26 protein-coding genes are annotated in these 24,608 nt (G+C 34.4%); 7 read left to right on the forward strand and 19 right to left on the reverse strand.

Translation table 11 applies throughout. The annotated features are described in order from the left end of the window. Positions 1-75: 75 nt before the first annotated feature. Together GXM16_RS20150 and GXM16_RS20155 are read right to left on the reverse strand one after the other, a co-directional pair. Complete coding sequence (locus GXM16_RS20150) at positions 76-525, reverse strand: GNAT family N-acetyltransferase (protein WP_163396297.1); 450 nt, start codon at positions 523-525, stop codon at positions 76-78. After that, positions 513-1,412: a LysR family transcriptional regulator gene (locus tag GXM16_RS20155; RefSeq protein ID WP_163396298.1), complete on the reverse strand. Its 900-nt coding sequence runs from the start codon at positions 1,410-1,412 to the stop codon at positions 513-515. The genes GXM16_RS20150 and GXM16_RS20155 overlap by 13 nt, the downstream gene beginning before the upstream one ends. 71 nt (positions 1,413-1,483) lie before the next feature. Here GXM16_RS20155 and GXM16_RS20160 point away from each other — a divergent pair, with 71 nt between their 5' ends. Beyond that, positions 1,484-1,942, forward strand: coding sequence for a rhodanese-like domain-containing protein (locus GXM16_RS20160; RefSeq protein ID WP_373285446.1), 459 nt, complete (start codon positions 1,484-1,486; stop codon positions 1,940-1,942). A gap of 292 nt (positions 1,943-2,234) precedes the next feature. Here the strand turns inward: GXM16_RS20160 and GXM16_RS20165 are convergent, their stop codons facing one another. The 3 genes from GXM16_RS20165 to GXM16_RS20175 all read right to left on the reverse strand — a co-directional run bounded on the left by GXM16_RS20165 (position 2,235) and on the right by GXM16_RS20175 (position 6,905). Then, the gene (locus tag GXM16_RS20165; protein ID WP_163396299.1) at positions 2,235-4,625 is read right to left on the reverse strand and encodes a M28 family peptidase; all 2,391 of its coding nucleotides are present in this window, start codon (positions 4,623-4,625) and stop codon (positions 2,235-2,237) included. 9 nt (positions 4,626-4,634) lie between these two features. Next, positions 4,635-4,982 (reverse strand): hypothetical protein, encoded by a 348-nt coding sequence (locus tag GXM16_RS20170; protein WP_163396300.1) that lies wholly within the window; start codon positions 4,980-4,982, stop codon positions 4,635-4,637. Positions 4,983-5,375: 393 nt separating this feature from the next. Further along, a complete protein-coding gene (locus GXM16_RS20175; protein WP_163396301.1) occupies positions 5,376-6,905 on the reverse strand; it encodes a carbon-nitrogen hydrolase family protein in 1,530 nt (509 codons plus the stop codon). A gap of 177 nt (positions 6,906-7,082) precedes the next feature. Here GXM16_RS20175 and GXM16_RS20180 point away from each other — a divergent pair, with 177 nt between their 5' ends. Beyond that, entirely contained in the window at positions 7,083-7,406 is a 324-nt protein-coding gene (locus GXM16_RS20180) for a single-stranded DNA-binding protein (protein ID WP_163396302.1), read from the forward strand. A 70-nt stretch (positions 7,407-7,476) separates the two neighbouring features. On the opposite strand, the gene GXM16_RS20185 is transcribed toward GXM16_RS20180, so the two are convergent. The 10 genes from GXM16_RS20185 to GXM16_RS20230 form a co-directional block, all read right to left on the reverse strand. Beyond that, on the reverse strand, positions 7,477-8,169 hold the full coding sequence (locus tag GXM16_RS20185; RefSeq protein ID WP_163396303.1) for a DUF2461 domain-containing protein: 693 nt from the start codon (positions 8,167-8,169) through the stop codon (positions 7,477-7,479). 92 nt (positions 8,170-8,261) lie between these two features. After that, complete coding sequence (locus tag GXM16_RS20190) at positions 8,262-8,447, reverse strand: hypothetical protein (protein ID WP_029271150.1); 186 nt, start codon at positions 8,445-8,447, stop codon at positions 8,262-8,264. A 78-nt stretch (positions 8,448-8,525) separates the two neighbouring features. Further along, complete coding sequence (locus tag GXM16_RS20195; protein WP_163396305.1) at positions 8,526-9,044, reverse strand: ferritin; 519 nt, start codon at positions 9,042-9,044, stop codon at positions 8,526-8,528. 72 nt (positions 9,045-9,116) lie between these two features. Continuing rightward, a complete protein-coding gene (locus GXM16_RS20200) occupies positions 9,117-10,598 on the reverse strand; it encodes a hypothetical protein (protein WP_163396306.1) in 1,482 nt (493 codons plus the stop codon). A gap of 50 nt (positions 10,599-10,648) precedes the next feature. Beyond that, on the reverse strand, positions 10,649-11,278 hold the full coding sequence (locus GXM16_RS20205) for a chloramphenicol acetyltransferase (protein ID WP_163396307.1): 630 nt from the start codon (positions 11,276-11,278) through the stop codon (positions 10,649-10,651). After that, positions 11,278-11,985: an HAD family hydrolase gene (locus GXM16_RS20210; protein ID WP_163396308.1), complete on the reverse strand. Its 708-nt coding sequence runs from the start codon at positions 11,983-11,985 to the stop codon at positions 11,278-11,280. Before GXM16_RS20210 ends, GXM16_RS20205 begins: the two co-directional genes overlap by 1 nt. A gap of 69 nt (positions 11,986-12,054) precedes the next feature. After that, a complete protein-coding gene (locus tag GXM16_RS20215) occupies positions 12,055-12,936 on the reverse strand; it encodes a DMT family transporter (RefSeq protein ID WP_163396309.1) in 882 nt (293 codons plus the stop codon). 88 nt (positions 12,937-13,024) lie between these two features. Then, positions 13,025-14,446, reverse strand: a complete 1,422-nt coding sequence (locus tag GXM16_RS20220; protein ID WP_163396310.1) for a hypothetical protein — start codon at positions 14,444-14,446, stop codon at positions 13,025-13,027. A gap of 133 nt (positions 14,447-14,579) precedes the next feature. After that, on the reverse strand, positions 14,580-16,715 hold the full coding sequence (gene metG, locus GXM16_RS20225; RefSeq protein WP_163396311.1) for a methionine--tRNA ligase: 2,136 nt from the start codon (positions 16,713-16,715) through the stop codon (positions 14,580-14,582). A 135-nt stretch (positions 16,716-16,850) separates the two neighbouring features. After that, the gene (locus tag GXM16_RS20230) at positions 16,851-17,732 is read right to left on the reverse strand and encodes a 3-keto-disaccharide hydrolase (protein ID WP_163396312.1); all 882 of its coding nucleotides are present in this window, start codon (positions 17,730-17,732) and stop codon (positions 16,851-16,853) included. A 247-nt stretch (positions 17,733-17,979) separates the two neighbouring features. Between GXM16_RS20230 and GXM16_RS20235 the strand changes: the two genes are divergently transcribed. Beyond that, positions 17,980-18,207, forward strand: coding sequence for a CDGSH iron-sulfur domain-containing protein (locus GXM16_RS20235; protein ID WP_163396313.1), 228 nt, complete (start codon positions 17,980-17,982; stop codon positions 18,205-18,207). A gap of 64 nt (positions 18,208-18,271) precedes the next feature. On the opposite strand, the gene GXM16_RS20240 is transcribed toward GXM16_RS20235, so the two are convergent. The 4 genes from GXM16_RS20240 to GXM16_RS20255 all read right to left on the reverse strand — a co-directional run bounded on the left by GXM16_RS20240 (position 18,272) and on the right by GXM16_RS20255 (position 20,962). Next, a complete protein-coding gene (locus GXM16_RS20240; protein ID WP_163396314.1) occupies positions 18,272-18,862 on the reverse strand; it encodes a hypothetical protein in 591 nt (196 codons plus the stop codon). 16 nt (positions 18,863-18,878) lie between these two features. After that, positions 18,879-19,781, reverse strand: coding sequence for a PhzF family phenazine biosynthesis protein (locus GXM16_RS20245; RefSeq protein ID WP_163396315.1), 903 nt, complete (start codon positions 19,779-19,781; stop codon positions 18,879-18,881). Positions 19,782-19,912: 131 nt separating this feature from the next. Beyond that, a complete protein-coding gene (locus GXM16_RS20250) occupies positions 19,913-20,470 on the reverse strand; it encodes a YdeI/OmpD-associated family protein (protein WP_163396316.1) in 558 nt (185 codons plus the stop codon). Between the two features lie 129 nt (positions 20,471-20,599). Beyond that, positions 20,600-20,962, reverse strand: a complete 363-nt coding sequence (locus GXM16_RS20255; protein ID WP_208797402.1) for a TlpA family protein disulfide reductase — start codon at positions 20,960-20,962, stop codon at positions 20,600-20,602. A gap of 222 nt (positions 20,963-21,184) precedes the next feature. Between GXM16_RS20255 and GXM16_RS22700 the strand changes: the two genes are divergently transcribed. The 4 genes from GXM16_RS22700 to GXM16_RS20270 all read left to right on the forward strand — a co-directional run bounded on the left by GXM16_RS22700 (position 21,185) and on the right by GXM16_RS20270 (position 24,586). Further along, entirely contained in the window at positions 21,185-21,352 is a 168-nt protein-coding gene (locus GXM16_RS22700; RefSeq protein ID WP_167519881.1) for a hypothetical protein, read from the forward strand. 36 nt (positions 21,353-21,388) lie between these two features. Beyond that, positions 21,389-21,931, forward strand: a complete 543-nt coding sequence (locus GXM16_RS20260) for a DMP19 family protein (RefSeq protein WP_163396317.1) — start codon at positions 21,389-21,391, stop codon at positions 21,929-21,931. Positions 21,932-22,021: 90 nt separating this feature from the next. After that, entirely contained in the window at positions 22,022-23,575 is a 1,554-nt protein-coding gene (locus tag GXM16_RS20265; RefSeq protein WP_163396318.1) for a patatin-like phospholipase family protein, read from the forward strand. A gap of 90 nt (positions 23,576-23,665) precedes the next feature. After that, positions 23,666-24,586, forward strand: coding sequence for a hypothetical protein (locus GXM16_RS20270; protein WP_163396319.1), 921 nt, complete (start codon positions 23,666-23,668; stop codon positions 24,584-24,586). Positions 24,587-24,608: the final 22 nt, after the last annotated feature.

A 24,608-nucleotide genomic window follows, 5' to 3' on the forward strand; every position in this document is an offset into this window, starting at 1 on the left:
AAAGTTCAAAGCTATAAAGGTACAAAGTTGTAAAGGATGATTTTACTCATGAAAATGATTTCTTTTATCGTAAGATTACAAATCCAGAAAAAAACAAACCTTGTCTTTTCCTTTTGCACCAATTCTGTGATAGAATTTTATAGCTCTTTCGTTAAACTGCGGTGTTCGCCATTGCATGTTTACACAGTTTTTCTCTTTTCCGATTTGCTTTAATGTATTGATTAATACTTCTCCAATTCCAAAATTTCTGGCGCCTTCTTCCAAAAACAGGCAATCCATGTACATGTAATCGCCGGCACTCCAGGTGGAGTAAGAAAAGGTATAAGTCACATATCCTACAATTTCAGCTTCAGAAACAACAACTAAGCAAAATAATTTAGGATTATTGTTAAACAGTTCTTTTTTCAGTCCTTCTTCTTTTCCTTCAGGATCATAATCGGCTTTCTCGAATTCAGCATGTTTTTGACAGAGAACAACTAATTTTGGCAGATCGGCTATTTCGCAGTTTCTTATTAAATATTCCATTGCAGATTGATTTCGGTTTGGAGAAAGTTTATAAAATGATTGAAATAATCCGGATAATTTTCGTTTGCTCTTGTCGCGATAAAATGTTTCCTCTTTAAGCCGTTTTTGCCAACTTTAATGGCTTTGATCGGACCGGATTTCAAATGAGGCTGAACGGCCCATTTTGCCATTGACATCACGCCCATATCGGCTTTTACCATTTCAAGGGAAGCTTCTGTTAAGGGCATTGGTGTTATTTTCTTCGGAGTCACTTTGGCTGGAGCCAAAAGAAACTGATGAATCGTAACGGTCTCCATCGGAAGTGAATGGATAATGAGATGTTCATTGATGAAATCTTCTGCAACAACGTACTTTTTATCTGCCCAGGCATGATTTTCAGAAACGACCATCATTACTTCGTCCTGAAAAAGTTCGGTGTATTTTATATTACTGTCTTTAATCGGATCACTTATAATGGCAATATCAATCGTATTGTCTAAAAGTTTCTGCAGCGGAATATGAGTGGCTTCAATCACAATTTTCAGTTCCACATTCGGATACAAAAGATGGAATTGCTTTAAAACCGATGGAAGCCAGTGGTAACTAGAGAAACATTCGGTACTGATTCTAATTTCGCCATATTCCCCAAAAACCATCTGTTTAATCTGGGTTTCGGTTTCTGTGAGTTTGTTCAGTATTTCGTTGGCGAGATCGTATATTTTTTCACCGGCTTTGGTCAAAACCAGTTTTTTATTGGTTCTAAGAAAAATGGCAGTTCCCAATTGATATTCTGCTTCTTTGAGCTGATGACTGAGTGCCGATTGTGTCAAATGAAGTTTGTCGATCGCTTTAGTGATGCTTCCTTCTTCAACAATTGCTTTTATCAGTTTTAAGTGGCGTATTTCCATTTTGAAAGTATTGATACACAAAGAAACAAAATTTTAGACTTGCTTTTCTATGAAAAAAAGTAATGAGATTGATGAATTCTTTTCGTTTTTATGTGATGGAATGTTCTGCTACTTTTGAAAAAAAACAGCGAACTATGGAAAATCAGATTAAATTTTACGAAAACAAATTAGCATTCGAAATGGATCCGTCCGATTTATTCGAAGCTTTGAATAATGGTGAAAAGATAATTGCGCTTGATGCCAGAAAGCCTTTTGGATTTGAAACAGAACACATTCCCAATGCGATTAATATTCCGCATCGTGAAATGAATTTAGAAACCACTCAGCATTTGGATAAAGATGTTTTATACGTAACCTATTGCGACGGTATTGGATGCAACGCTTCAACAAAAGGAGCATTAAATATGGCGAGGTTAAGATTTAAAGTAAAAGAATTAATTGGCGGACTGGAATGGTGGAAACTCGATGGATATGCAACTGAAGGAATAAAAGGAAATAAGGGCGGATTGAAAATGGAATGTGCCTGTTAAATGAAAAAGGCAAAGCTTTAAATAATAAAGTTTGCCTTTTATATGTTTTCAATTTTAAATATTTATTACGAGAAAATACTTTTACTATTTACCAGTTGGCTTATTATTTCGACAATTACGATTATAATCACAATTAACATCAAGATAATATGGTTAATTGAATCATATAGTCTAAAATAATCTCTTTTTGAAAATTTATCATCTTTAGAATCGAACGATCTAAATATCATAAACAATAAAACAATAAGAAGAAGAAATAGAGTTGTTAAATCAGGACCTTTCAAAATATTCCTTATTCAGATTTAATAGGTTTCAAACTGTCTTTTACAACTATTATACTGTCTTTTACCGGAGCAGCTTCTATAGGTTTTACGGGAGCAGTATATCTTTTAATTTTTTGCTGAACCAAAACAGCATCATTCAGAACAAAAGGAGTTGGCATCATCCAGTTGCTTCTTGGTTTGATATTAAACAACGGATTTGTCATTAAATCAAAAGAACTTTCGATCAAATCCATATCAAAAACTGTCGATTTATTGATAATGAATTCCATTACAAGCGGTTCGTTTCCTACGACATAGTAGCATAAAATTTTGCTGTCCTTTCTCTCCAAAAGGTTTCCTTTTTCTCCGGAAGTAGAAACGCCATTAGCTTTAAAGTTATAAAAAGACATTTTTGGATTGGCATAAATATCGTACCGATTCACTTTACGATTTGGCGTAATTTTTATTTTCAGATACCTTTTGCTTCCTATTACACTGTCTCTTACAAAGGAAATAGTTGGTTTTGGAACTTCTATTTTAGGAGCAATAGCGCTGTAAGTAAAAGCAGTATTGTATTTGCTCGCTATTGGAAGACCATTTAAACCCACTGCTTTCTGATTCATATTGCCAAGGTAAAATTTGGTCCAGTCGTCAAGATTGGTATCATAAGTGGTCCAGACGGCAGAATTAGTGTCGGCATTATAAACGTATAATAAGCTGTTTGATTTTGCTTTTCCTGGCTCATAATCTGAATTTACACCGGCGTATACAAAAAAGCTGATCGATATGATAAAGAAAAGCATAGTCCACACTCCCTTTTTGACAAATGATCCAAATACAGGGAGGAGTAATCCGAAAAGCAAGACTGTCAATATTGCGCTTCCAAAAAGGATTTTTAAACCTAAACCAATTGGAAACATCACAATAAAAGGTGCTACGATAGCTAAAGCAGGAATACTGAATAATAAGTTTAAACCAACGCTGTAATGATGCGTAAAAACAAAAATTCCCAACAAAATGATTCCAAAATAAGCTGGAATAATCAGAAAGCCTGCTCCCGTTAATTGATTGGCTAAAACAACATTAATGATAATCCATAGTAATAAAGGTGCTATGAAATGGTTCATCGTAATTTTCTCTTCCGAAAAATGATGGTAAAAAGCAAAACAGATTGCAATGCTAAGCGTTACAAATGCTCCAATATAGGCGTGACCATTGTAGGTAAAACCATTTAATAAATCAGAATATTGTGGATAAATCTGCAGAATGATTTTCCATCCCAAAAAGGTTACCAGACCGGCAATGATAATCGAACCTAAGAAAGGAACAAATCCTTTAAAAATTTCCCTGAACGAAATAAGATGTTTTACTTTTCCAACGAAAATAAAGAAAACAAGTAGTCCCAAAGCAATGACACTCATTGGGAAAACCCATGAAAAAGGATAATTTATAAAGAATCCGAACGGAACGTTAAAATAAACATTGTCTTCTGTGGTGTGAGTAGAGTTTAAATCAATATTAGAAAAGTATTTTAATAAAGGCATCAAATAAGATCCCTGATGTGTTAATGTAGTTTTATTTAAATGCTGAATATCATCTTGCTGTGTATGATAATTATAATGCCCGTCGATAAAGGCAAAATTGAAACCCTGAATATTTCCCTGTTCTCTGAAAACTGTTAGATCAGTATCATTTGGAAGCATTTTGTAAATGCTGTACATCAATGAATTTGAAACCGGATACTTTGTTTTGGCATTAGAAAATTCTTTTACAAGAGCCTGATTCCCTTTGTTGGTTTCCATCAGCATATAACTTGGACCTGAGGAACCTCTTGCTTCAAAATTTAAGACCAGACCAACCTCTTTTGCCCATGGATGCTGATTTACAAATAGGGCAGCGCCGTTTAAACCTAATTCTTCAGCATCAGAAAAAAGAATAATAATATCATTTTTATGTTTTTCGTTGGCGTACAAAAATGCACGAACGCCTTCAAGTATTGTGGCAACTCCGGAAGCATCATCACTCGCTCCTTTAGAAAAAGAATGCGGTGCGCTGTCATAATGCGAAAGCAATAATAAGGCTTTTGAACTATCAGTTCCTTTTATACGCGCCAGAATATTTTTGGATTTTACCAAAAGACCTTTGTCGTTCAGGGTAAAACCCTCCTGAATACTGGTTTCTAAACCAATTCTGTTTAGTTCGAGTTTAAGGTAATTGGCAACTAATTCATGATTGGTTGAGCCGACAAAATGGGGCTTTTGGGCTATAATCCGAACCTGATTTAGTGCTCGTTCAGTTGAGAATTCAGCAAGAGCTTCTTCATCTTTAGAAATATACTGGGGCATCATTGAGGCATAGATGATGGCCAGAATTCCTAAGACTCCCAAGAAAGCCAGAATTGAAGTAGGATTTTTTTTCATATTGTGGTATTAAATTTCTTTTTTTACGAGCATAAAATAATCATTGTCCAAAGACCGATATCCCTGATCGTACAGGAAATAGTAGGTATTGCCTGTTTTGGTCTGCAAGATATTGGTAAAGAAATCAAAATCAAAACCTTTATTCAGCATTTTTTCTCTGGTTGCCTTAGATTTTCCTTCTGTGTTTAATTCAGACAAAATTCGGTAATTTTTACGCAGCTTGTTGTTTACATTCCGCATAAAATTGGTACTGTCCTTGTTTATTTTATTGTTGTAAGCATTGCGGCAGCTGTCCGAACAGAATTTTTTGTCTTCCCGGCCTACAATTTTCTCAGCGCATTCGAGGCATGTTTTCATAGATCTGTCTTAATTTAAATAGACAATTTGGTTTTATTTTAAGCGAATGATGGTTTTGTATCAGTTAACATGGGTTCCTGCTTTCGCCTTTATCTCTTCACTCCGTTACGAGGATACCGGCTCTATCAGGGCTAGTTATTGGGCATGGTTTTTTTAATTTCTCCATCCGCTCGAAATTATGATGTTTTTCTATCGTCAGTTCGAATGATTTTATAAAATAGCGGTAGCATTTTTATAAAATTGTATCGAGAACCGTTATTGTAACCAAGATTTCTCGATACATTTTTGGCTAACTGCTTTTTGTTTTCAAAAGAAAATTTATCAGCCAGCACTCGAAGTGACGTTTTGTTATTTCCGGATCTTTTTTCTCCTTGGTCCTGCTAATTATTTTCATCAAGGATTTATCTTCCTAACCTCATACAAATCTGTCCTCCTGTCTTTCAGCGTATGCACACTCCCATGCTCATGCAATTCTTTTAGCAAATTCAAATCAACGTCAACAATTAAAGTCATTTCTGTATTTGGAGTGGCTTCGGCTTTAATACCGTTGCTCGGAAAAGCAAAATCTGAAGGTGTAAATACTGCTGCCTGTGCATACTGGATATCCATATTATTTACTTTCGGAAGATTCCCTACACAGCCTGCAATAGCTACATAACATTCGTTTTCTATCGCACGTGCCTGAGAACAGTGTTTTACACGGGTATAACCATTTTGTGTATCGGTTAAAAAGGGTACGAAAAGAATATTCATTCCTTCATCTGCCAGTAATCTTGGGAGTTCCGGAAATTCCACATCATAACAAATCAGGATTCCGATTTTACCGCAATCGGTATCAAAGGTTTTAAATTGGGAGCCGCCTTTCATTCCCCAGTGCACAACTTCATTTGGGGTAATGTGAATTTTAGTATACATTTCAGAAGTTCCATCCCTTTTACATAAAAAACCAACATTATATAAATTGCCATTTTCTAAATACGGCATGCTACCAGTGATGATATTGATGTTATAAGAAATAGCCAATTCCTGAAAACGCTTCCTGATTGGGTCAGAATATCGGGAAAGTTCCCGAATGGCTTCTGCTTCTGATAAATGGTTGTAATCGGCCATTAAAGGGGCAATGAAAAGTTCTGGAAAAAGAGCAAAATCAGAGCCATAGCCTGAAACCACATCAATAAAAAATTCTGACTGCTCGAAAAATTCTTCCAGATTATTCAATTGGCGCATTTGCCATTGTACAAGCCCCAGACGGATGACGCTTTTTTCCAGATTAATCAATTTTGGACTTTCATCATAATAGACATTGTTCCATTCGAGTAGTACAGCAAATTCTTTTGATTCTTCGTCTCCTTCCAGATAATTTTTGATAATCCGCAAAACGTGAAAATCATTGCTCAACTGAAATGAAAGCACTGGATCGTGTAATTCCTTGTGTTTTACTTTGTCGATATAATTTTTCGGTGTCATTTTTTTAGAATGCTGCGAATAATTCGGAATCCTTCCCGCAAAAACAATAGCTTTCAGATTCAGCTGTTCGCACAATTCTTTCCTTGCATCGTACAAACGCCTGCCTAAACGCAGACCACGGTAATTGGGGTGAATGAAAACATCGATTCCGTATAAAATTTCACCGTTGGGATTATGGGTAGAAAAACTGTAATCGGCCACAATTTGTCTGTAATTATGTCTTTTGTCAACTAATGCCTCGTCCACAATTAATGATAATGCTGATCCTACAACAACACCATCAACTAAAATGACCAATTGTCCTTCGGGAAAAATTGAAAGTAATTTTTTAATATCTGCAGATCTCCAGTAAGAATTAGCCATTTCAGGATACGATTTTACCATCGAATCTTTTAACTGTTTGTAGTCGTCAAATTCTAAATTTCGTAATTCTACTTTATTGATTTTTGTTTGCATTTTGTATGATTTATCTCAAATATACTAAATTAATTTCCATTTACAAACGGTTACAAACAGTTACAACCGAAAGTAAACAGTTGACAACCGAATAATTTTTAAAAGCTGCCACATCTTTGCACTGTTGAATTTGACGAACGATTCAATTTATATAAACCTTTAAAAATAGTATACGCCATGAAAAACAAAGTACAATTAATCGGAAACGTAGGAAATGACCCTGAAATCAAAACATTAGACAGCGGAAGAAAATTAGCGCATTTAAGTATTGCTACCAATGAGAAATACACCAATGACAAGGGTGAAAAAGTAGAGCAAACCGAATGGCATCGTGTTACTGCCTGGGGTAAAACGGCCGAAATTATCGAAAAATATGTAGTAAAAGGAAAAGAAGTCGCCGTTGAAGGAAAACTAACCCACAGAAGTTATGACGATAAAAATGGCGAGAAACGCTACGTTACAGAAGTTGTTGTAAACGAAATCTTACTGCTCAGCAAATAAAGATTTCATTTGTTGGTTGAACCCGGCAGGCTTTTAAACCTGTCGGGTTTTTTATTTTAAAAAACAAAGCTTATAATACCGAAGCGCCATTTATATCAGTTGTCAATACTTCGCTCATATAATCAAAAAAGGGTCTCATGTTCTTGAATGCCTCTAAAGCCTGTTCTAAGAAAAACGGACTTAGTACCTCTTCATCTGTAAACCGTTTAATGACTAAAAATTGTTTGAAACGAAGCAGGTCAATTGCCGGATGATTGATATCGAAACCTGCTGGTTTTGTTTTGAGTTGTTCACCCTGTAAAGTTCCAAAATTGCTGATGAACGATTTTGAATTTAAAATTTTCTGAAAGGTTTCCGGGTCCTGGGCAAACTCAGTTCTAATCCTTTTTAGATCTGCGGCATTAGGTCCCCAAAAACCACCTGCGAAAAAACTGTTTCCTTTTTCCAGATGAAAATAATAACCACCGCGTCTAGCCGCTGTAGCACGAGTATAACTTCCTCCCCAAAAGGTTTTAAAAGGAGTTTTGTCCTTAGAAAAACGGATATCACGATAAATTCGGTAAACACTTTTTTTGCCTGATTTGGTTTCCAGAACATCGGTTTTAGAAAGTTCCTGAAGCAAATCATCTGCAAAAGTTTCAATATGGTTTAATTCGTTGAGGTATTTTGGTTTATTAGCTTCAAACCACGGTTTGTTATTGTTTTCTTTGAGCTGCTCTAAAAAATCAAGAGCAGATTTGGGAATTATAATTTGGTTTTCCATATAAATTTCAGAGCATTTTAATAATCAGAAGTTGGCTGCAATTTAAAACTAAAAAACCCACCGGAAAAATCTGGTGGGTTTTGTTTATATCGTTAAGCAGTCTTTTTGAATAAATCAAACATAGGACAGCGTGAGCAGCGTTTCTTTTCACTTTTTTTATATTTCTCACAGCAAGAAGATTTGCAGTTTTCAATCTTCTTGATTTTGTCAAGGATATCTTTGTTCTTCTTTTTCTTTTTATCCTTTTTCTTGTCCTTGTCTTTTTCTTTCTTGCTCAATTTCCTCTGTATTAAAAACAGTGACAAATATAAACAGAAAATATTATTTTTATATATTCTAAATAAAATTTAACGTTTTTATTTTGGATTGATAGCGATAGAGCTTGTAACGGTTAACTGCTGAATATCACGATCGAACAGATAAAGTCCTCCCTTATCTTCACCAATTAAGTTGATTTTGTCTAAAATAGATTTAGCTGTAGCTTCTTCTTCGATTTGTTCAGAAACATACCATTGTAAGAAATTATGTGTAGCATAATCTTTTTCTTCAAAAGTGATGTGTACCAATTCGTTGATCGATTTAGAAACAAAAAGTTCATGATTGTAAAGCTCCTCAAACATTTCTTTAAAAGTAGAATAGGTTATTCTGGGTGCTTTTAGATCTGTAATCTGAGCGTGACCGCCACGTTCGTTAACATACTTTACCAGTTTAAGCATGTGTGCACGTTCTTCGTCTGACTGGGTATACATGAACTGGGCGATTCCTTCTAATCCGTGTACTTCAGCCCAGCAAGCCATTGAAAGATACGTTTGTGAAGATTCTGCTTCTATGCGGATTTGCTTATTTAAAGCCGTTTCAATATTTTTTGATAACATAATGTGTGTCTTTTTTGTAAAATTAACGAAAATAATTCAAAGCATTTTTTGAAACTCTGAAAAATATTTGGATTAATTCCCACTGAATTTAATGGTGTCAAATTTAGCAGGATTTGATAATAATTGCTTATTTCTGATTAAATTTCCAGGTCCATCATTGATAAAACCATCCGTAAATTTACGCATGATAAATTGTCTGGAATCGGTGTCATAATAACTTAAGATATAATAATCTTTAAGTTTAAGCGTATTTTGAAGTGTGATGTTTTTATTGATGCTGAGGTAGTAATAAATATTGTCAATAGCCAGAGGCTCTGTTCGTTTTTGGTTTATAAACTCTAAATCAGGATTGAATATCGCATCAAAATAAACCATCTTATTCGAATATTCTGAATAACCGCCAAAGTCATTATCAAAAAAATCAGCGAGCGAATTATTTTGTAAGTAATCATAACCTCCGATTTGATATTCTGCAAATCCGCCAATAGTTATCAATGTATTTTTTTTATTTTTAAAAGCTGATATTCCGGAGTTTAAAATAGAAAGTTGTTTTAAAAACTTCTCAGTTGTTTTTATTTCCTGAGGTTTTTTTCCGTTTAACTGTAAAAAGAGAGGTGAGATTTTAAATTGAATTGAGTCTTTTTTTGAAATAGAAACGCTTTTAAGCGTTTTGCCTGTTTCAAAGTTTTTGATGTCGAATAATAGTTCTTCTTTACCTGCCTTGATTTGTAGTAATTTATTATCGTAAAGAAAGGAATTTGAAGATTTAAATGCTTTTTCAGTGAAAGGCTGATTAAAATTCTTTTCTGTAACATCAGCAGTTGCAAGGTTAAGATCTAAAATTTGTGTTTTTTTCAAGCTATAATCAAATGCCAAAAGAATATGGTCATCTAATACATACATTTTGGTTTTGTTAATAGTTTTATCCAGAGGAGTAAAATTGTCAGGGTCTATTTTTTCAATAGGATAATATCGGATAATAGTGCTAAAAGCAACATTTTGTCCCTTTTCATTCTGGAATGGAATTGTTGACAAATCAAACATTTTTATTACACATTTTCCATCATTAAATTCATAAAGCAATAAATGTGGTTGGTTCGTTTCTTTACACAGGATGTAAAAAAGATTATTTTTCTGGAAAGTGTTTATAATGTATTCTGTGGTTGTAGGAAAATCAAAATTTAAAGCCCGTGAAGTTTTTGTTTCGGGGAAATATTTAATAATCCGTATGTTTCTTAAATTATTTGTTGCCCAGTAAAGCAACGGATTTCCATCATCACTTATACTATGTCCAATTAAAGATCTGTTTTCTGCCATTTTTATAGAATCAGTAAATTGATACTTTAAGAACAGGGATTTATTATATTTTAAGATATTGATGAATTTATCATCGGCTGCAAAAACATAAATATCCTTGGTTTTTTCATCTTCAACATTGAGAATCTGACCATTTTCTAAAGGTTGGTTGAGATTTAATGAAAAAGAGTTTAATACTGTCTGACTTAGTAAGATAGTATTATAAAATATGCAAAAAAGGAGTAGTAGTTTTTTCATGTGTTTTTGCTTCCAAAAATCATTCCAAATATTTGTTTTTCAGTTTGTTCCTACTGGTTCATTAATTCCTGAAAGAGATCAACAAACTGACCAACATGTAATCCATCCATCAATCCGTGGTGAACATGTACAGCCATTGTCATTGTTTTTTTCCCGGTTTCTGAAGTCATCATTTTTCCAAAGGAAATTTTAGGGCAGCTGTCGGGATAAGAATAACTGCGTGCGTGCGAAATTGAAGTAAAATCTAACCATGGAATTGCCGAAAAGTGAATCACATTATCATCATCAAACGATCTTGTAAAAAGTCCGGTGGTAGTTTGAATACGCTCAATTTCTGCAAGTGCATCTTTTTCAAAAATTTTGAAATCCTCATTATATTCCATTAATGAAAACCCAAAAGTACCATCTTCGCGGCCAATTGTTGCAGAAACATCCACACGATCATTAATGTAAATTTGATTTTCAGCAATTCGGTATTTAAAATTTTCAATCGAATTTACTGCAACCAGAGTTTTATGCAGATAAAAGATAAAAAAAGAAGTCTTAAGGCTTTTGGCAGTCTGATAAGCTTTTGTACAATCAATGTCGACAGTTACGCCAAAAAAAGGCTCTTCCATTTTGCTGAAATGTTCAAAATGCTCTTTTCTATTCCAGTTTTCTAAGTCTAAAAGGGTTTTCATTATAGTAAATTAGGAACAACTTCCGCAATAGTTTCGAATGAACTAAAGTGCTCGTGTTCTACTTTATGATTGATTTTTTCATGTTCCCAAGTGGTATGAAACGGAATGTGAACGGCATATCCGCCAATTCCTAAAACCGGCAATACATCTGATTTCAATGAATTTCCAATCATCAAAAATTCATGCGCCTGAATGTCTAAGCGGCCTAATAATTTCTGATAATCAATTTCCTGTTTGTCTGACATGACTTCGATATGGTGAAAATAATGTCCAAGACCGGAACGGTGCAGTTTACTGTGCTGGTCTTTCAAATCTCCTTTTGTGGCAACGACAAGTTTGTATTTTCCATGCAAAGCCTGCAATGTTTCTTCAATTCCGTCTAAGAGTTCGATAGGTTTTTCCAGCAGTTCTTTTCCATACTGGATGATTTTTTCAATGACTTCAACCGGAATTGTATTGTTCGAGATATTCATTGCCGCTTCAATCATTGAAAGAATATACCCTTTGATTCCGTAACCGTACAGAGGCAAGTTGTCTATTTCAATTTTAAATAACTCCTGCGAGATTCCCTGATGCGAAAGATAATCTTCCATCAGGGCGCAAAATTTATGTTCTGTTTCCTGAAAGTAAGGTTCGTTAACAAACAAAGTGTCATCGGCATCAAATGCGATTACTTTTAAATTTGGTATTTTATTTCTATGTAACATGTATTTTTTGTTGAGGTTTTACAGTTTTCTTTGTTTTAGGTTTATGACATGAAATCTAAATCTGCAATTTTAAGAAAACAGTTTCTTTAATGTAATTGTCTTGTCGTAAAACGTAATCCGGATTCCAAAAAGTAAAATGATTCCACCTAAAACCATTTGTAAAGTTATTTTTTCTTCCAAAAACAACCAAGCTAATATTGAAGTAATTACTGCCTGACTTAACAAACTAAGCGAAACTCTTGTAGCACGCATATGCTGTGTCGCATAACTAACCGAAAGCCACGCACACAACTGGCAGATTACAGCCTGTAATACTAACACAAACCAGCCCATATCTGAAAATCCTGTAAAAGGCTCGTTTAGTAAAAAACAAAGTATTCCTAAATAAATACTCGAAGCGAATAAACTGATGGTCATAAAGGATAAAACGTCAACTTTAGAAAGTACATTTTTGCTGATTAAAAGATAGATAGAATATAAAATACCTGATAAAACGGCAAAAAGGAAAGCCTGATTAAAATTCAATTCCATAAAAAATTCAAAGCCAACTAAAGTCACCATTCCGAATAACGATACCAATGTTCCAATCCAAAAGTTGGTTGCAGGTTTTGATTTAAGGAACAAAAAAGAACCAACACCAACCCACACAGGAGACAAATTGGTCAACAAAGAAGCCTGTGTAGCACTCGAATCCTGAATTGAAATATTCCAAACTGCAACATCTGAGGCGAATAAAATTCCGCAAAGCCCTGCTAAAAGGGTGAATTTTAATGTTGGCAGTTTAAAGTTTTTACTTAAAAGCACATAAGGCAAAAGCAATGTAACTGCAAAAGACATCCGGTAAAAAGCAGAAATTAATCCGGGTGTTAGTTTCAGTTTTACCAGTATCGGAAAAATAGAAATGCAGAGAATGCCGCAGATTAAAGCCAATCTTGGTTTTGTAAGTTTCATATTGTTTTATTAGTCGAAATGCAAAATTAGTATTTTGAAAGTTTTATCAGAAAAAAAACTCCCGAGTTGCTAAGTCGGGAGTTCTTGGTTAATCTGCAAATTTTCTAAAGATGTATTCTTTTGTTTTACTATCGTAATATCCCAGATAGTAATCATCTAATTTGAATAAAATCTGTGATGAAATAGTATTGTTTTTATCAAAAAAAGCAGTGATTTTATCAGATGCCAATGGCTGTAATTTTCCTTTAATACGATTTCCTGCAGTATCAAACAATCCTTCTGTTTTAACTACTCTTCTGCTGGAACTGGATGTAAAATCTTCCATTGATGTACTGAATACGATATCTTCAGTAAGTCCAAATTCATTTATTGTAGTCTGGTCGGCTGATTGTTTTAATTCCGATACACCTCCAAAAGTAATAAATGTATTTTCACCAGTCTTATAACAGGAAAGGCCCAAAGATAAACTGTTTGCTTTAAGAATAAACAGAGGGCTGCTTGCCAAAGTTCTTTTGCCTCTTAAACTGCCACCCTGCTCAAAAAATTCAGAATTTTTAAAGGCAATTGGCTTCGTTGAATTAGCAAAATATTCTTTTAAAACGTTGTCCTCTAAATCTTTTATAGTGAAATAAATGATGCCTGATGAGGTTTTTAGCTGATATAATTTATTATCAAAATAAAAGGAATTTGAATTTAAAAATTTTCTATCTCCAACCAAATATTGCTTTTTTATCATCTTTTCGGTAGCAGTAAAACTTTGTAAATCAATTAGAATCACCTGAGTAAAATCGATGTTGGTGTCAAGAGTAATTACAAGTTGCTTATCGTTCAAATAGCATTTTCTTTTTTTGGCAGCATCTATTAATGATGTTTGACTTTCAACAGTGATATTTTGTAAAGAGAAAGGCGCTTCAAAAGGCAGCAAACTTTCGGAAAACGCTGTGTATAAATCTGATTTTTTATAGTCTAATGTGAAAAAGTGAAACCCTTCTGTGGCAATCATTTTTTCGGTATAATTGCCTTCGCTGTCAAAAATATAAAGTTTAAAGATATCACTGTTTTTTACAACTGTCAGAATGTAAAAGTTGTCGCCCTGACTGAATTTTTGTATAACTTTTTCGTTTTTTAACAGCAGTTTATATTCTTTCGTCAGGGTTTCACGACTAGTAGGATTAAGCAATTGGGCAAAAATTGCTTCATAATTATTAGACGACCAAAATAACCTTGTGTTGCCATTACTGCTATTATAACCAATTATGTTCGTGTACGCTTTAAGATTTGGTCTTTTAGCCGTGATACTGTCAGTAATTTGCATCTTTTCATTCAGATTGATTGCTTTTATTTTTACTGAGTCTCTCACAAACAATGTAACTGCGTTTTTTTTGGGATTAGCAATTTGAAAAACAGCATTATTTTTCTTTAGTTCCAAAGCTATTGAATTAACAATTTCCTGAGTGAAACCAGATAGATTTATTAAAAATAAAAAGATCAAACAAATTGTTTTTTTCATGATTTGTTTTTTTTAGTGTATTAATTTGCGAAGATTGTTTTTTTCTGAAAGGATAATAGTTAGATTTTTAAAATAGAAAAGCGTGAATCAATTAATACTTAACTGATTCACGCAATTTATAAAACTCATATACTTAGTTTACAGTCGATCCGTTTGGAGCATCAGCATCCGGATTTACAAATACCAGTTTTCCTTCAGCATTCGTAGTCATCAAAATCATTCCCTGACTTTCAACACCACGTAAAGCTCTTGGTGCTAAGTTGGCCAGTACAGAAACTCGTTTTCCGATGATTTCTTCAGGAGAAAAACTTTCGGCAATCCCTGAAACAATAGTACGGACATCAATTCCCGTATCTACTTTTAAAACTAAAAGTTTATTGGCTTTTGGCATTTTTTCAGCTTCAAGAATAGTTCCGATACGGATATCCATTTTTGCAAAATCCTCAAACTGAATCAAATCTTTTTGAGGTTCAGGCTGTTTGCTTTCAGCAAGATTAGCGGTTTTTGTTGCTTCCAATTTATCTATTTGTTTTTGTATTTCTTCGTCTTCGATTTTTGCGAAAAGCAATTCTGCTTCGCCAATTTTGTGTCCTGCCGGAATTAAATCTGAATTTTCAGCAATATCATTCCAGTCTAAGGTTTTGTCAATAATGATGTCTTTTGCATCACGATTCTTCTCTTTTAGAAACTTACTAAATCCTTCAAAATGCTCTTTAAGGTCTTTCAAATTCAAGATTCTTGAAAGTTTTTTTGATGTAAAAGGTAAAAACGGTTCAGCCAAAACGCTCAAAGCTGCAGCAATTTGCAAAGCCACATACATTTGGGTTTTTACACGTTCCGGATTGTCTTTCATTACTTTCCATGGCTCCTCATCAGCAAGATATTTGTTTCCTAAACGGGCCACATTCATCAATTCGCCTAAAGCTTCACGGAATCTGTAACGTTCCAATGAACTTGCAATTACTGCCGGATATGCTTTAAGTTCGTTTAAAGTTGTTTCGTCAATTTCGGTAAATTCGTTTGGCGTTGGAATAACTCCTTCGTAATATTTGTTGGTCAAAACCACAACACGATTCACAAAATTTCCAAAAATAGCCACTAATTCATTGTTGTTTCTCGCCTGAAAATCTTTCCACGTAAAATCGTTATCTTTTGTTTCCGGAGCGTTTGATGTCAAAGCATAACGAAGAACATCCTGTTTGTCCGGGAACTCTTCTAAATATTCATGCAACCAAACCGCCCAGTTTTTAGAAGTCGAAAGTTTGTTTCCTTCAAGGTTCAAAAACTCATTTGCAGGAACATTGTCCGGTAAAATATAACTGCCTTCTGCTTTAAGCATTGCCGGGAAAATAACGCAATGGAAAACAATATTATCTTTTCCGATAAAGTGAACTAGTTTCGTTTCTTCATCTTTCCAATACGGTTCCCATTCTTTTCCTTCGCGTGCTGCCCATTCTTTTGTAGAAGAAATGTAACCAATTGGTGCATCAAACCAAACGTATAGTTTTTTGCCTTCAGCACCCTCAACCGGAACGTCAATTCCCCAATCAAGGTCACGAGTTACGGCACGAGGCTCTAATCCGCCGTCAATCCAGGACTTTACTTGTCCGTACACATTGGTTTTCCAGTCTTTTTCGTGCCCTTTTAAAATCCATTCACGTAAGAAAGCATCGTAGCGATCCAAAGGTAAAAACCAGTGTTTCGTTGATTTTAAAATCGGAGTTTCTCCGGTAATAGTCGATTTTGGATTAATCAGATCGGTCGCATTTAAAGTCGATCCACATTTTTCACACTGATCGCCGTAAGCTTCAGGATTGTCACATTTAGGGCATGTACCTACCACAAAGCGGTCTGCCAAAAACTGATCTGCTTTTGCATCGTACAATTGTTCCGTTACTTCTTCAATAAAATCACCGTTATCATACAAAGTCCTAAAGAATTCCTGAGCCGTATCATGATGAATTTTAGCCGAAGTTCTGGAGTAATTGTTGAAAGAAATTCCGAAATCAGCAAACGATTTTCTGATAATTCCGTCATATTTGTCGATAACTTCCTGTGGCGTAACGCCTTCTTTTTTGGCTTTCATCGAAATAGCCACACCATGTTCATCGCTTCCGCAGATAAAGGCAACGTCTTTTCCCTGTAAACGCAGGTATCTCGAATAAATATCAGCAGGCACATAAACCCCCGCCAAATGTCCAATATGTATTGGCCCGTTGGTGTAAGGCAATGCAGCTGTGATTGTATATCTTTTTGGATTCTGTATCATTTTTCAATTTTATTGAGTGCAAAAATAAGCAATAGAATTATTATTTGAAGCTATTTCCCGCTATCCGTTGCAATCTTTTGCTTTTTAAAGGAAAAAGCAAAAGGATTTTCACTTCTATCGGGGCTAATAAATTATCTATTTAAAGTAATTTTCAAACTCAACGGGCATTTTGCTTATTGGTTTTATTTTGATGTTTTTATAGTAAACTTCGGCAGCTTCGCTTTGCAATTGTATTTTTCCTTCCGTTAAAGGCATAAATTTTTCACCATCAAAATAACGGGAATTCTGCAAAACCATGACTACTTTGCCGTTAACTATGTGAAGACTTTTACCTTCAAAACAAACCAGTTCTACTTCTGTCCAGCCGTTGTTAGGTGTTTCAGCTCTCATTTTTCGCATGCAAAACCCCATGTTTTGAGTGTTTTTCCCAAACGGAATAAATGGCTGGCCCTCGTCGGCTACGGCATTCATTGCTCCTTCAGGCAGATAGGCTTTGATATCAATTGCAGAATTAGCGATGTTCCAGTAATCGCCAAAGTGGCCTTCCATAATTTGAAATTCCTGCGATAACATCCAGGCACGCCAGTAGTCTACGCCCGCTTCTCCCTGAGAATGATAAAGTACACCCGCATCGAGGAGTTTATCTGTTCTGGGTTCCCACTTTTTATTTCCAAATTTGACTTTCAGTTTTAGTCGATAGTTTTTGAAATTTTCTTTGGTAAAGACACAACCATAATATTCGCCAGAAACTTTAAGGACGGGTTCTTTGTTTTCCTGAATCACCGTAAACATATTATTTACATTTTTATTGTAGCCAACAGGTGGTATTTCGTTTCCATTAGCATCCGTTGGCGTTTTGCCGGAATATCCGTTTTTGTGTTTGTAACTTAGATACATATCCCATTTGCTTAGGTTGTTGTCCAGTAAATTGATCCAGTCCTCTTCGAATGAATTTGTCTGGATAGTTGCAGAGGTCAGGCTAAAGGCAAATGCGATTAGAATAGCGTATTTTTTCATAAGTGGTTTGATAGTTTAGATAAAATGATTTCTCAAATCTACAAAATAATGTTTCAAAGCTATTGTGTTATTCATTCATAATCAGATACCATTTCTACATTTTAGCGGGTCATATTAAACCTTAATTTATATTGGAAATTGAAAAATATACTTCTAAATAGAACCAGTTTAAACTAAGACTACAAGTGAAATCTTCAAGATATATTTTGCAATCTTTGCTATCCAAAAAAACAACAAAAACAATTTTATGAGCAAGACAAAACTTATCATCAATAAAAACGGATCAATCAAAATTGAAGGTGATTTTGAAATTATGGATCCGGAAGGAACTATTTACGGACTACAGGGAAGATCGGCATTGGGGCTTTGCCGTTGCGGATTATCAAATAATAAACCATTTTGCGATGGCGGGCACAGAAACAACTTCGAACATGACTCTGTAGCGTTTGATTTACCGCCGATGAAAACGAATTAAGAAACTCTAATTGAGTTTGACATAAAAAGCGACATTATAAATGCCGCTTTTTTTATGTTTTCATTTAGTAGACGATACAGTTTTTGGTTTTTAAATAAAACCCCTGACTTTCTGTTCTCTTTAATTGTCCTGTCGAATCTATAGAAATTATAAATGATTCTTTAGACTCTGGACAACTGATATATTTCATGACTTTTAAGTCGTAGCCATTCTTTGTTTTGAGATAACCATTCCCTTTTTGGTTATATGGATCAATATCAAAATCATGGATTTTAGCAATTAGAAAAGCTTCTTCTGGATTATCAATTTTATATATAAATGAAGCTAATTCTTTTTCATCATAAACATAATTCCATTTACCATTTTTTAAATAAGTAATATTATATGAACAGGACATTGGTTGACAACCATGAAAAAAACCAAGACAAGTGCAATTATAATTATATCGCTCTTTTAATTTTTTATCCCCTTTATAAAAAACAGTTTTAGGCGAGATACCTAAGCAAAAATTTATTTCCCAATAATCATAAATTCTATTAGGATTAATTTTTTTTAGAAGGCTTTCTGTGTCTGTTTTTTCTGAACTTAATGATTTGTAATTAGAATCATTACAAGCTGTCAGAATTAGAAAGATTAAAAAAATAAATTTTTTCATTATAATTTATTCGATATTAAATATATAATTCTCCTTTCATTGTAATAATCGAAGAACCACCAACCAAAATATCATTTTCGCGATTCATCACTTCGATAATTGAAGGCTGATTTAATTTTACCCCCTGCAAAATTTTATATTCGGTGTTTAGTTTTGCCTGTTTTTTAGAAGCCAAAAAACCAATTAGTGGTCCGGCTGCAGTTCCCGTAGCGGGATCCTCATAAATTCCGATTACGGGATTGAAGAATCTGGCTTCGGCGATGTTGCCGTCATTTTGGTTTGAAGTAGTAAAACAATAAAATCCTTCAGATTGGTATTCTTTTGAAATTTCGATTAAAAGCTTGTGATCCGGAACGATGCTGTTTAAAATCTGACTGTTTTTTATCGGAACCATGATATGTGCGACCTCCGTTTTTACAATCGTCGGTACGAAATCATTGCAGTCTAAATCTTCGATTTTTAAACCAAGTGCGACAGCTAATTTATAAGTAGGAATTTCTTCTTTGAGGACAGCCGGTTTTTGATGCATTTGTACAACAGGATCATAAGTAACCGAATCGAAGTTTACCGTTAACGGAATCGGTGAATGTTTCATGATTACAAATCGGTTATTTTCTGATTGCTCTTCAAAGATGGGCATTTTTTTAAGCAAAGCCCCGCAGACTGCACCCAATAAATTATGTCCGGCACCGTCAATTTCAATTCCGGTTGGGGTAAATGAACGGACGTTTAATGCTTTTTGCTCCTTTGAATAGTAAACAAAAGAAGTTTCAGAATAACCAAATTCTTTAGAAATATCCTGATACGTTTCCAGTGCTAAATTTCCGGAAGTAAAAACAACAGACAGCGGGTTTCCTTTGTAACTTTCGTTTGAGAATACATCTAAAACATAATATTCTAATGCTTTTCTTTCCGTCATATTTTCCTTTTTTATAGCTGAAATCTTTTTTGAAGGAATAAAATTAAGGTATATTCTTTTATTTTAATTATAAGACTAACCTTTCAGGTGTTATTTTAGTATTACTTTATGATTAAAAGTTCGTTTGTCAATTAAAGCATTCTTTTTTGTTCGGCGCTTATGTTTATTGCTTTTTCCAATCTCGAAAGTCTGGTTTTTTCCTGTTTGGCACTCATAATTACATGAATTACTACTCGTTTGTAGGATGGTGCCTGCTTTTCAAAAAAATCCCAGGCAGCTTTGTTCGCTTTGAATTGTTTTTCAAATTCGGGATCGAGAATATAAGCTTCTTTTTCGTGTGAATAAATTCGGGAACGTTCTTCTGATCTGAATTCGTAAGCTTTTAGACCGGCTTCAGTCATCAGTCCGGCTTTGGTAAGTTCCTCGACTTTTTTGATGTTGATGGCGCTCCAGATGCTGGTTTTTTTTCTCGGTGTAAAGCGAATGGAATAACTTTCTTCGTCAATGGTTTTTCGAATGCCGTCGATCCAGCCAAAACAAAGTGCCTGATCTACAGATTCTGACCAGGACATAGTTGGTTTTTTGCTTTTTACTTTATAGAAACCAACTAAAAGTTCGGTTTCGGTCTGGTGATGCTTTTCAAGCCATATTCTGAATTTGTCCTGAGTAGGGAAGAAGGTTGGTTTCATTTTTTATATTTCGTAATAATGTCTTTTATCAAATCCGATGTAAGTTCAAAGCCAGTCAGGATAGGGTAAACCTTCCCAACGAACAATACCATCCGGATCTATCAAAATGCAATGCGGAATTCCCTGGACTTAGAGTGTATTATACATTGTTCTTTTGGTATCTATGGCGCTGTAATATTCAATTTTAGGAGTTGGGAGAGCATTTACAACTTCTTTTGTTTCGTCGCTGATACCAATAACAATCAGGTCATTTTCAAATTCTGTTTTGAAATGGTTTAATTCCGGGATCGCTCTTTTGCATGGGCCGCACCAGGTCGCCCAAAAATCAATCAGGACAAATTTTCCTTTCGTATCCGGTTTGTCGGAAAGCCATTTTTCTACAACCAGTTTTGGTGCTTTTTGGTTGATTACTGATTTTGCCCAAAGTCTTTTTTGTTGTGAAAAAGCGTTTAACACCAATAAACTTATTAATAGGAGGAATGTTTTTTTCATACTGATTTTTTGAGTCCTAAAAATACTCTTTTTACTTCAAAATAATCTCACAAAACATATTTCTGTATAAATGCGGGACTGCGTTAGGGATAGAGGCGGTATCCTTTTGCAGGCGAAGCAATGCAAAAGATATAGCCGAAAGCCCGACCCGGAGGGAAACGCCCAAAAAAAGATTACCATTCATATTATTATTTGTCCGAAATTTGCAAAAACAATTTGATCATGGCAAAAGGACCTGAAAAAAATACTAAAAACAAGGCGTTGCATACCAAATTGCTAAACCGGAAAAAAGCAAAACTTCAGGAGGAGAAAAGAGAACGTGCCTTGCGTTTGAAAGCTTTGGTTGCAAAAATGAATGAAAAAAAGAACAATAACGATAGTGTCATATAAATCAGATTGTGCAAAACAATCCCTAAACAAATCAAGATGGAAGAATTCGGAAGAATAATCGTTTCTGAAACAGCAATGAATAGTGAAAATCCGCAGGATGTCATTAATTCAAACATTTCGGTGATCAATTTAATGCGTGAAGAAGGGATTGATGACGAATTTATTCACGAAGATGCTTTGATGAGTTATTATCTGGATTATTATAATTCAAAATATACTGAAGAGAATTTTGCAAAATTTGTATACGATTCCCGATGGAATAAAGAACTTAACGAACTTATCGAAGAAGGCCTTGCCCTGATTGGTGCCGAAAAACATTTAGAATTATTTCAGGCGCAGGCCAAAAGGGTAAAATTACTCAGCAGTGTGAAAATTGGTAAATTTTTAAACGGAAAGTTTGAAGGGGTTAATCCAACAAGGGATTTGCTGAACAACAATGCATTTTTTGAATTAGATGAAAATCTGGTTGCGTTAAACGCGGATTTCCTGAAAAACCACCCTGATTTTGAAGTGCTTCCGGTTGATGAGATATTTTCAGTTTTAGAAGAATTTGTTGGGCATGAAATTAAGCGTGCTTAGTTTTCATATATTTCGATTAGTCTTGTTTTTATTGTAATCAACTTTCTTGTAAATTCGCTTTCAGTGAATTAGTTATTAAAAAAAGCTAAAATGAAATACAGATATTGCAAGATTTTCCTGATTGTATGCTTTCTAAGTTTTCAATTCGGATTTTCCCAAAATAAGATCAGTCTTTTTTCTGAGATTAACTACAATTCGATTCCGCCTGTTTCTTTAAATGAGTATAAATCGGTTCAGGAACGCGATAAAAGCTTCCAAAATCCCAATATTGCTTTAGGAGTTGCGATTTCCGGCGGAGGTTCCAGAGCGCAGTTTTTTAGTATGGGCGTGCTGTTGGGGCTGGAGGAAATCAGAGAAGACCATTCTCAGCGTAATTTTTTAAATGAAATCGATTATTTCTCGACAGTGTCGGGAGGCTGTTATTCTGCAGGGTATTATCTAACCATCCTGAAAAATAAATTGTATAAGAATCATCAGTCTTTTAATGATTTTTACTTTTCTAAAGCCGATGCTTACAAGGATTATGTGAATAAATCGGCCAGTATTTTATCACTTCTGAATAACAGCAAAAATGAAAAGGGTGATAAAATATCCATGAGCCAACAATTGGATCTGGAGGTACTGCAATATGACAGCACGAATCCTGACAATCCTGATAGATGCAACACTCAAATGCTTTTGTCTGATTTTTTTGTTTCCAAAGAAAGCAGCCAAATTCCTTATTTACCTATGATGGTTGCCAACGGAACTGCGTATAACAACGGAGAACGAATTGCATTTATGCCTCATGTCATTCGGGGTTTGAATATAAACTCGTCCCTGGCTCCCAATAAAGCTTCGATTTGTTTAGACGAAAATCAGGTAAACGACGGTTATGATTTTCCGCTTACATACGGCATAACAGCAAGCTCTGCTTTTCCGGGTGTGCTTCCAAAAACGAAATTCGGAATCAAGGGGCAGGATAAAATATTGTGTGTTGTTGATGGTGGTGCTTCAGATAATACGGGCTACAAAACTTTATTGGAACTCCTTCATGATGATTCTAAAGTAAATAATAAAAACAAAAAAGCACTTTTTATTGATTGTCTGGGACAGGGGAAAAAAGAGCCTTATATAAATGATGAAAAAATAAAATTGATTTCATTACTTGAAACAACTTCATTGTATACAGTTCAAACCCGATATATGACTTTTGAAAGAGATATAGAAAATGCCTTTGAAAGATATAAAATGCCCGCTTCAAATTATCAGATAATTGGTTTTACTACTCTGAAAGACCATTTGCTGAAGCTGAAAAAAGATGAATCGTATGAAAAAATCGTCACCGAACTGAAAAAGGCAGACGATGATTATGATAACTGGTTAAAGTTCTACGAAAAATTCAAACACGATTTAACAGAGCAGTTTGGCGAACTTAGTTTTACACGTGATAAAGACGGAGAAATAATCCTTGCCACTCTGACCCGTGATAAGTTTAATGAATTAACGGCAGCTAATATTTTGATTTTATATGAATTTGCTTCTCATGTTGAAACCAAATTAAAAATCACTCCTGAAGAAAGAGAAATGCTATTGCTGTCCGGTCGTTTGGCAGTTTTTCTAAAAAGAACTGAATTAAAAGATTTACTGACTGAGCATAAGTAGTTCTAAAAAATCAATTTATCAGGTTTTATTTAAAAAGCTTAGTAAGAATATTTTATATTTGAAAGCCCCTAACAATAAAATCTAAAAACAATGAAAATTAATGCCTACTTAATTCTCATCGGTACATTTTTACTTTTGAGCTCCTGTCATAACAGTAAAGGACAAGTCATTGATGAAAAAATCGCTTTATCAGAGCCCATTCAGGCTGAAAATCTAAGACAGAAACCAGTCGAAAAATTGGTTTTTAAAGACAATGACAACATTATGTTATCTGATGAAATGGATTTTGATCTCTTAAAAAAAGCTGTAATAAATCTAAATATCAGATATTCAGACTTAAGAATTAGCGAAACAACTTCTGTTAGTTATAATGATGAAATTGCCTTTTTTGTAATCACTTATCTGGTTAATACGGATGAGCACGGTAAAGAAGCAGAAGAATATGATTTGGGTGATTATTTCGAAAGAAAATACTTCTTTGTCAATAAATCAGACGGGAAAATTATTGATGAGCAAACAGATTTTAATCTGAGTTATAATGAAAATGAAGGAATGAAGTTTTCGAAAACGTATATTCTTAAAGATTTAATTCAGTTAAACGAAAATACAGCAGCTGTTGCATTTTATACCGAGGAAGCTTCAGGCAGCCGCGTAAGTTTATATTCTCAGCAAAAATTTACGATTTTAGCATTAGTAAACAATAAAATTAAAAAACTGTTGTACGAATATCCAATCAGAAAAACCCAGGGAGACTCAAACGGACGCAGCTCTTTTGAATTGGAGACTTTAGAAACAGGTTTGATAATTTCTAATGAAGAAACAAATGGTTTCCGGGATTTAATTGTTTCAAAAAACTTTTTGTATGAAGTTGCTGTAGAGGCAGATGAAGAAACTGGTACTGCAGAAAAGTCAAGTATCAAAGTAAAAAAAGAATCAGAAAGACTAAAATACAATGGTCATGCTTACATTTTTAAAGAAGATGACAGATACAGGTTTCTGGATTATAATTAAAAGTTAAGAACCATTCATTTAC

The sequence above is a fragment of the Flavobacterium limi genome, assembly GCF_010645075.1.
GTDB lineage: Bacteria > Bacteroidota > Bacteroidia > Flavobacteriales > Flavobacteriaceae > Flavobacterium > Flavobacterium limi.

Excerpts from the sequence above, each read along its gene's own strand:
- GXM16_RS20150 (WP_163396297.1), bottom strand. The coding sequence starts at position 525 with ATGGAATATTTAATAAGAAACTGCGAAATAGCCGATCTGCCAAAATTA.
- GXM16_RS20155 (WP_163396298.1), bottom strand. The coding sequence starts at position 1,412 with ATGGAAATACGCCACTTAAAACTGATAAAAGCAATTGTTGAAGAAGGA.
- GXM16_RS20160 (WP_373285446.1), top strand. The coding sequence starts at position 1,484 with ATGAATTCTTTTCGTTTTTATGTGATGGAATGTTCTGCTACTTTTGAA.
- GXM16_RS20165 (WP_163396299.1), bottom strand. The coding sequence starts at position 4,625 with ATGAAAAAAAATCCTACTTCAATTCTGGCTTTCTTGGGAGTCTTAGGA.
- GXM16_RS20170 (WP_163396300.1), bottom strand. The coding sequence starts at position 4,982 with ATGAAAACATGCCTCGAATGCGCTGAGAAAATTGTAGGCCGGGAAGAC.
- GXM16_RS20175 (WP_163396301.1), bottom strand. The coding sequence starts at position 6,905 with ATGCAAACAAAAATCAATAAAGTAGAATTACGAAATTTAGAATTTGAC.
- GXM16_RS20180 (WP_163396302.1), top strand. The coding sequence starts at position 7,083 with ATGAAAAACAAAGTACAATTAATCGGAAACGTAGGAAATGACCCTGAA.
- GXM16_RS20185 (WP_163396303.1), bottom strand. The coding sequence starts at position 8,169 with ATGGAAAACCAAATTATAATTCCCAAATCTGCTCTTGATTTTTTAGAG.
- GXM16_RS20195 (WP_163396305.1), bottom strand. The coding sequence starts at position 9,044 with ATGTTATCAAAAAATATTGAAACGGCTTTAAATAAGCAAATCCGCATA.
- GXM16_RS20200 (WP_163396306.1), bottom strand. The coding sequence starts at position 10,598 with ATGAAAAAACTACTACTCCTTTTTTGCATATTTTATAATACTATCTTA.
- GXM16_RS20205 (WP_163396307.1), bottom strand. The coding sequence starts at position 11,278 with ATGAAAACCCTTTTAGACTTAGAAAACTGGAATAGAAAAGAGCATTTT.
- GXM16_RS20210 (WP_163396308.1), bottom strand. The coding sequence starts at position 11,985 with ATGTTACATAGAAATAAAATACCAAATTTAAAAGTAATCGCATTTGAT.
- GXM16_RS20215 (WP_163396309.1), bottom strand. The coding sequence starts at position 12,936 with ATGAAACTTACAAAACCAAGATTGGCTTTAATCTGCGGCATTCTCTGC.
- GXM16_RS20220 (WP_163396310.1), bottom strand. The coding sequence starts at position 14,446 with ATGAAAAAAACAATTTGTTTGATCTTTTTATTTTTAATAAATCTATCT.
- metG (WP_163396311.1), bottom strand. The coding sequence starts at position 16,715 with ATGATACAGAATCCAAAAAGATATACAATCACAGCTGCATTGCCTTAC.
- GXM16_RS20230 (WP_163396312.1), bottom strand. The coding sequence starts at position 17,732 with ATGAAAAAATACGCTATTCTAATCGCATTTGCCTTTAGCCTGACCTCT.
- GXM16_RS20235 (WP_163396313.1), top strand. The coding sequence starts at position 17,980 with ATGAGCAAGACAAAACTTATCATCAATAAAAACGGATCAATCAAAATT.
- GXM16_RS20240 (WP_163396314.1), bottom strand. The coding sequence starts at position 18,862 with ATGAAAAAATTTATTTTTTTAATCTTTCTAATTCTGACAGCTTGTAAT.
- GXM16_RS20245 (WP_163396315.1), bottom strand. The coding sequence starts at position 19,781 with ATGACGGAAAGAAAAGCATTAGAATATTATGTTTTAGATGTATTCTCA.
- GXM16_RS20250 (WP_163396316.1), bottom strand. The coding sequence starts at position 20,470 with ATGAAACCAACCTTCTTCCCTACTCAGGACAAATTCAGAATATGGCTT.
- GXM16_RS20255 (WP_208797402.1), bottom strand. The coding sequence starts at position 20,962 with ATGAAAAAAACATTCCTCCTATTAATAAGTTTATTGGTGTTAAACGCT.
- GXM16_RS22700 (WP_167519881.1), top strand. The coding sequence starts at position 21,185 with ATGGCAAAAGGACCTGAAAAAAATACTAAAAACAAGGCGTTGCATACC.
- GXM16_RS20260 (WP_163396317.1), top strand. The coding sequence starts at position 21,389 with ATGGAAGAATTCGGAAGAATAATCGTTTCTGAAACAGCAATGAATAGT.
- GXM16_RS20265 (WP_163396318.1), top strand. The coding sequence starts at position 22,022 with ATGAAATACAGATATTGCAAGATTTTCCTGATTGTATGCTTTCTAAGT.
- GXM16_RS20270 (WP_163396319.1), top strand. The coding sequence starts at position 23,666 with ATGAAAATTAATGCCTACTTAATTCTCATCGGTACATTTTTACTTTTG.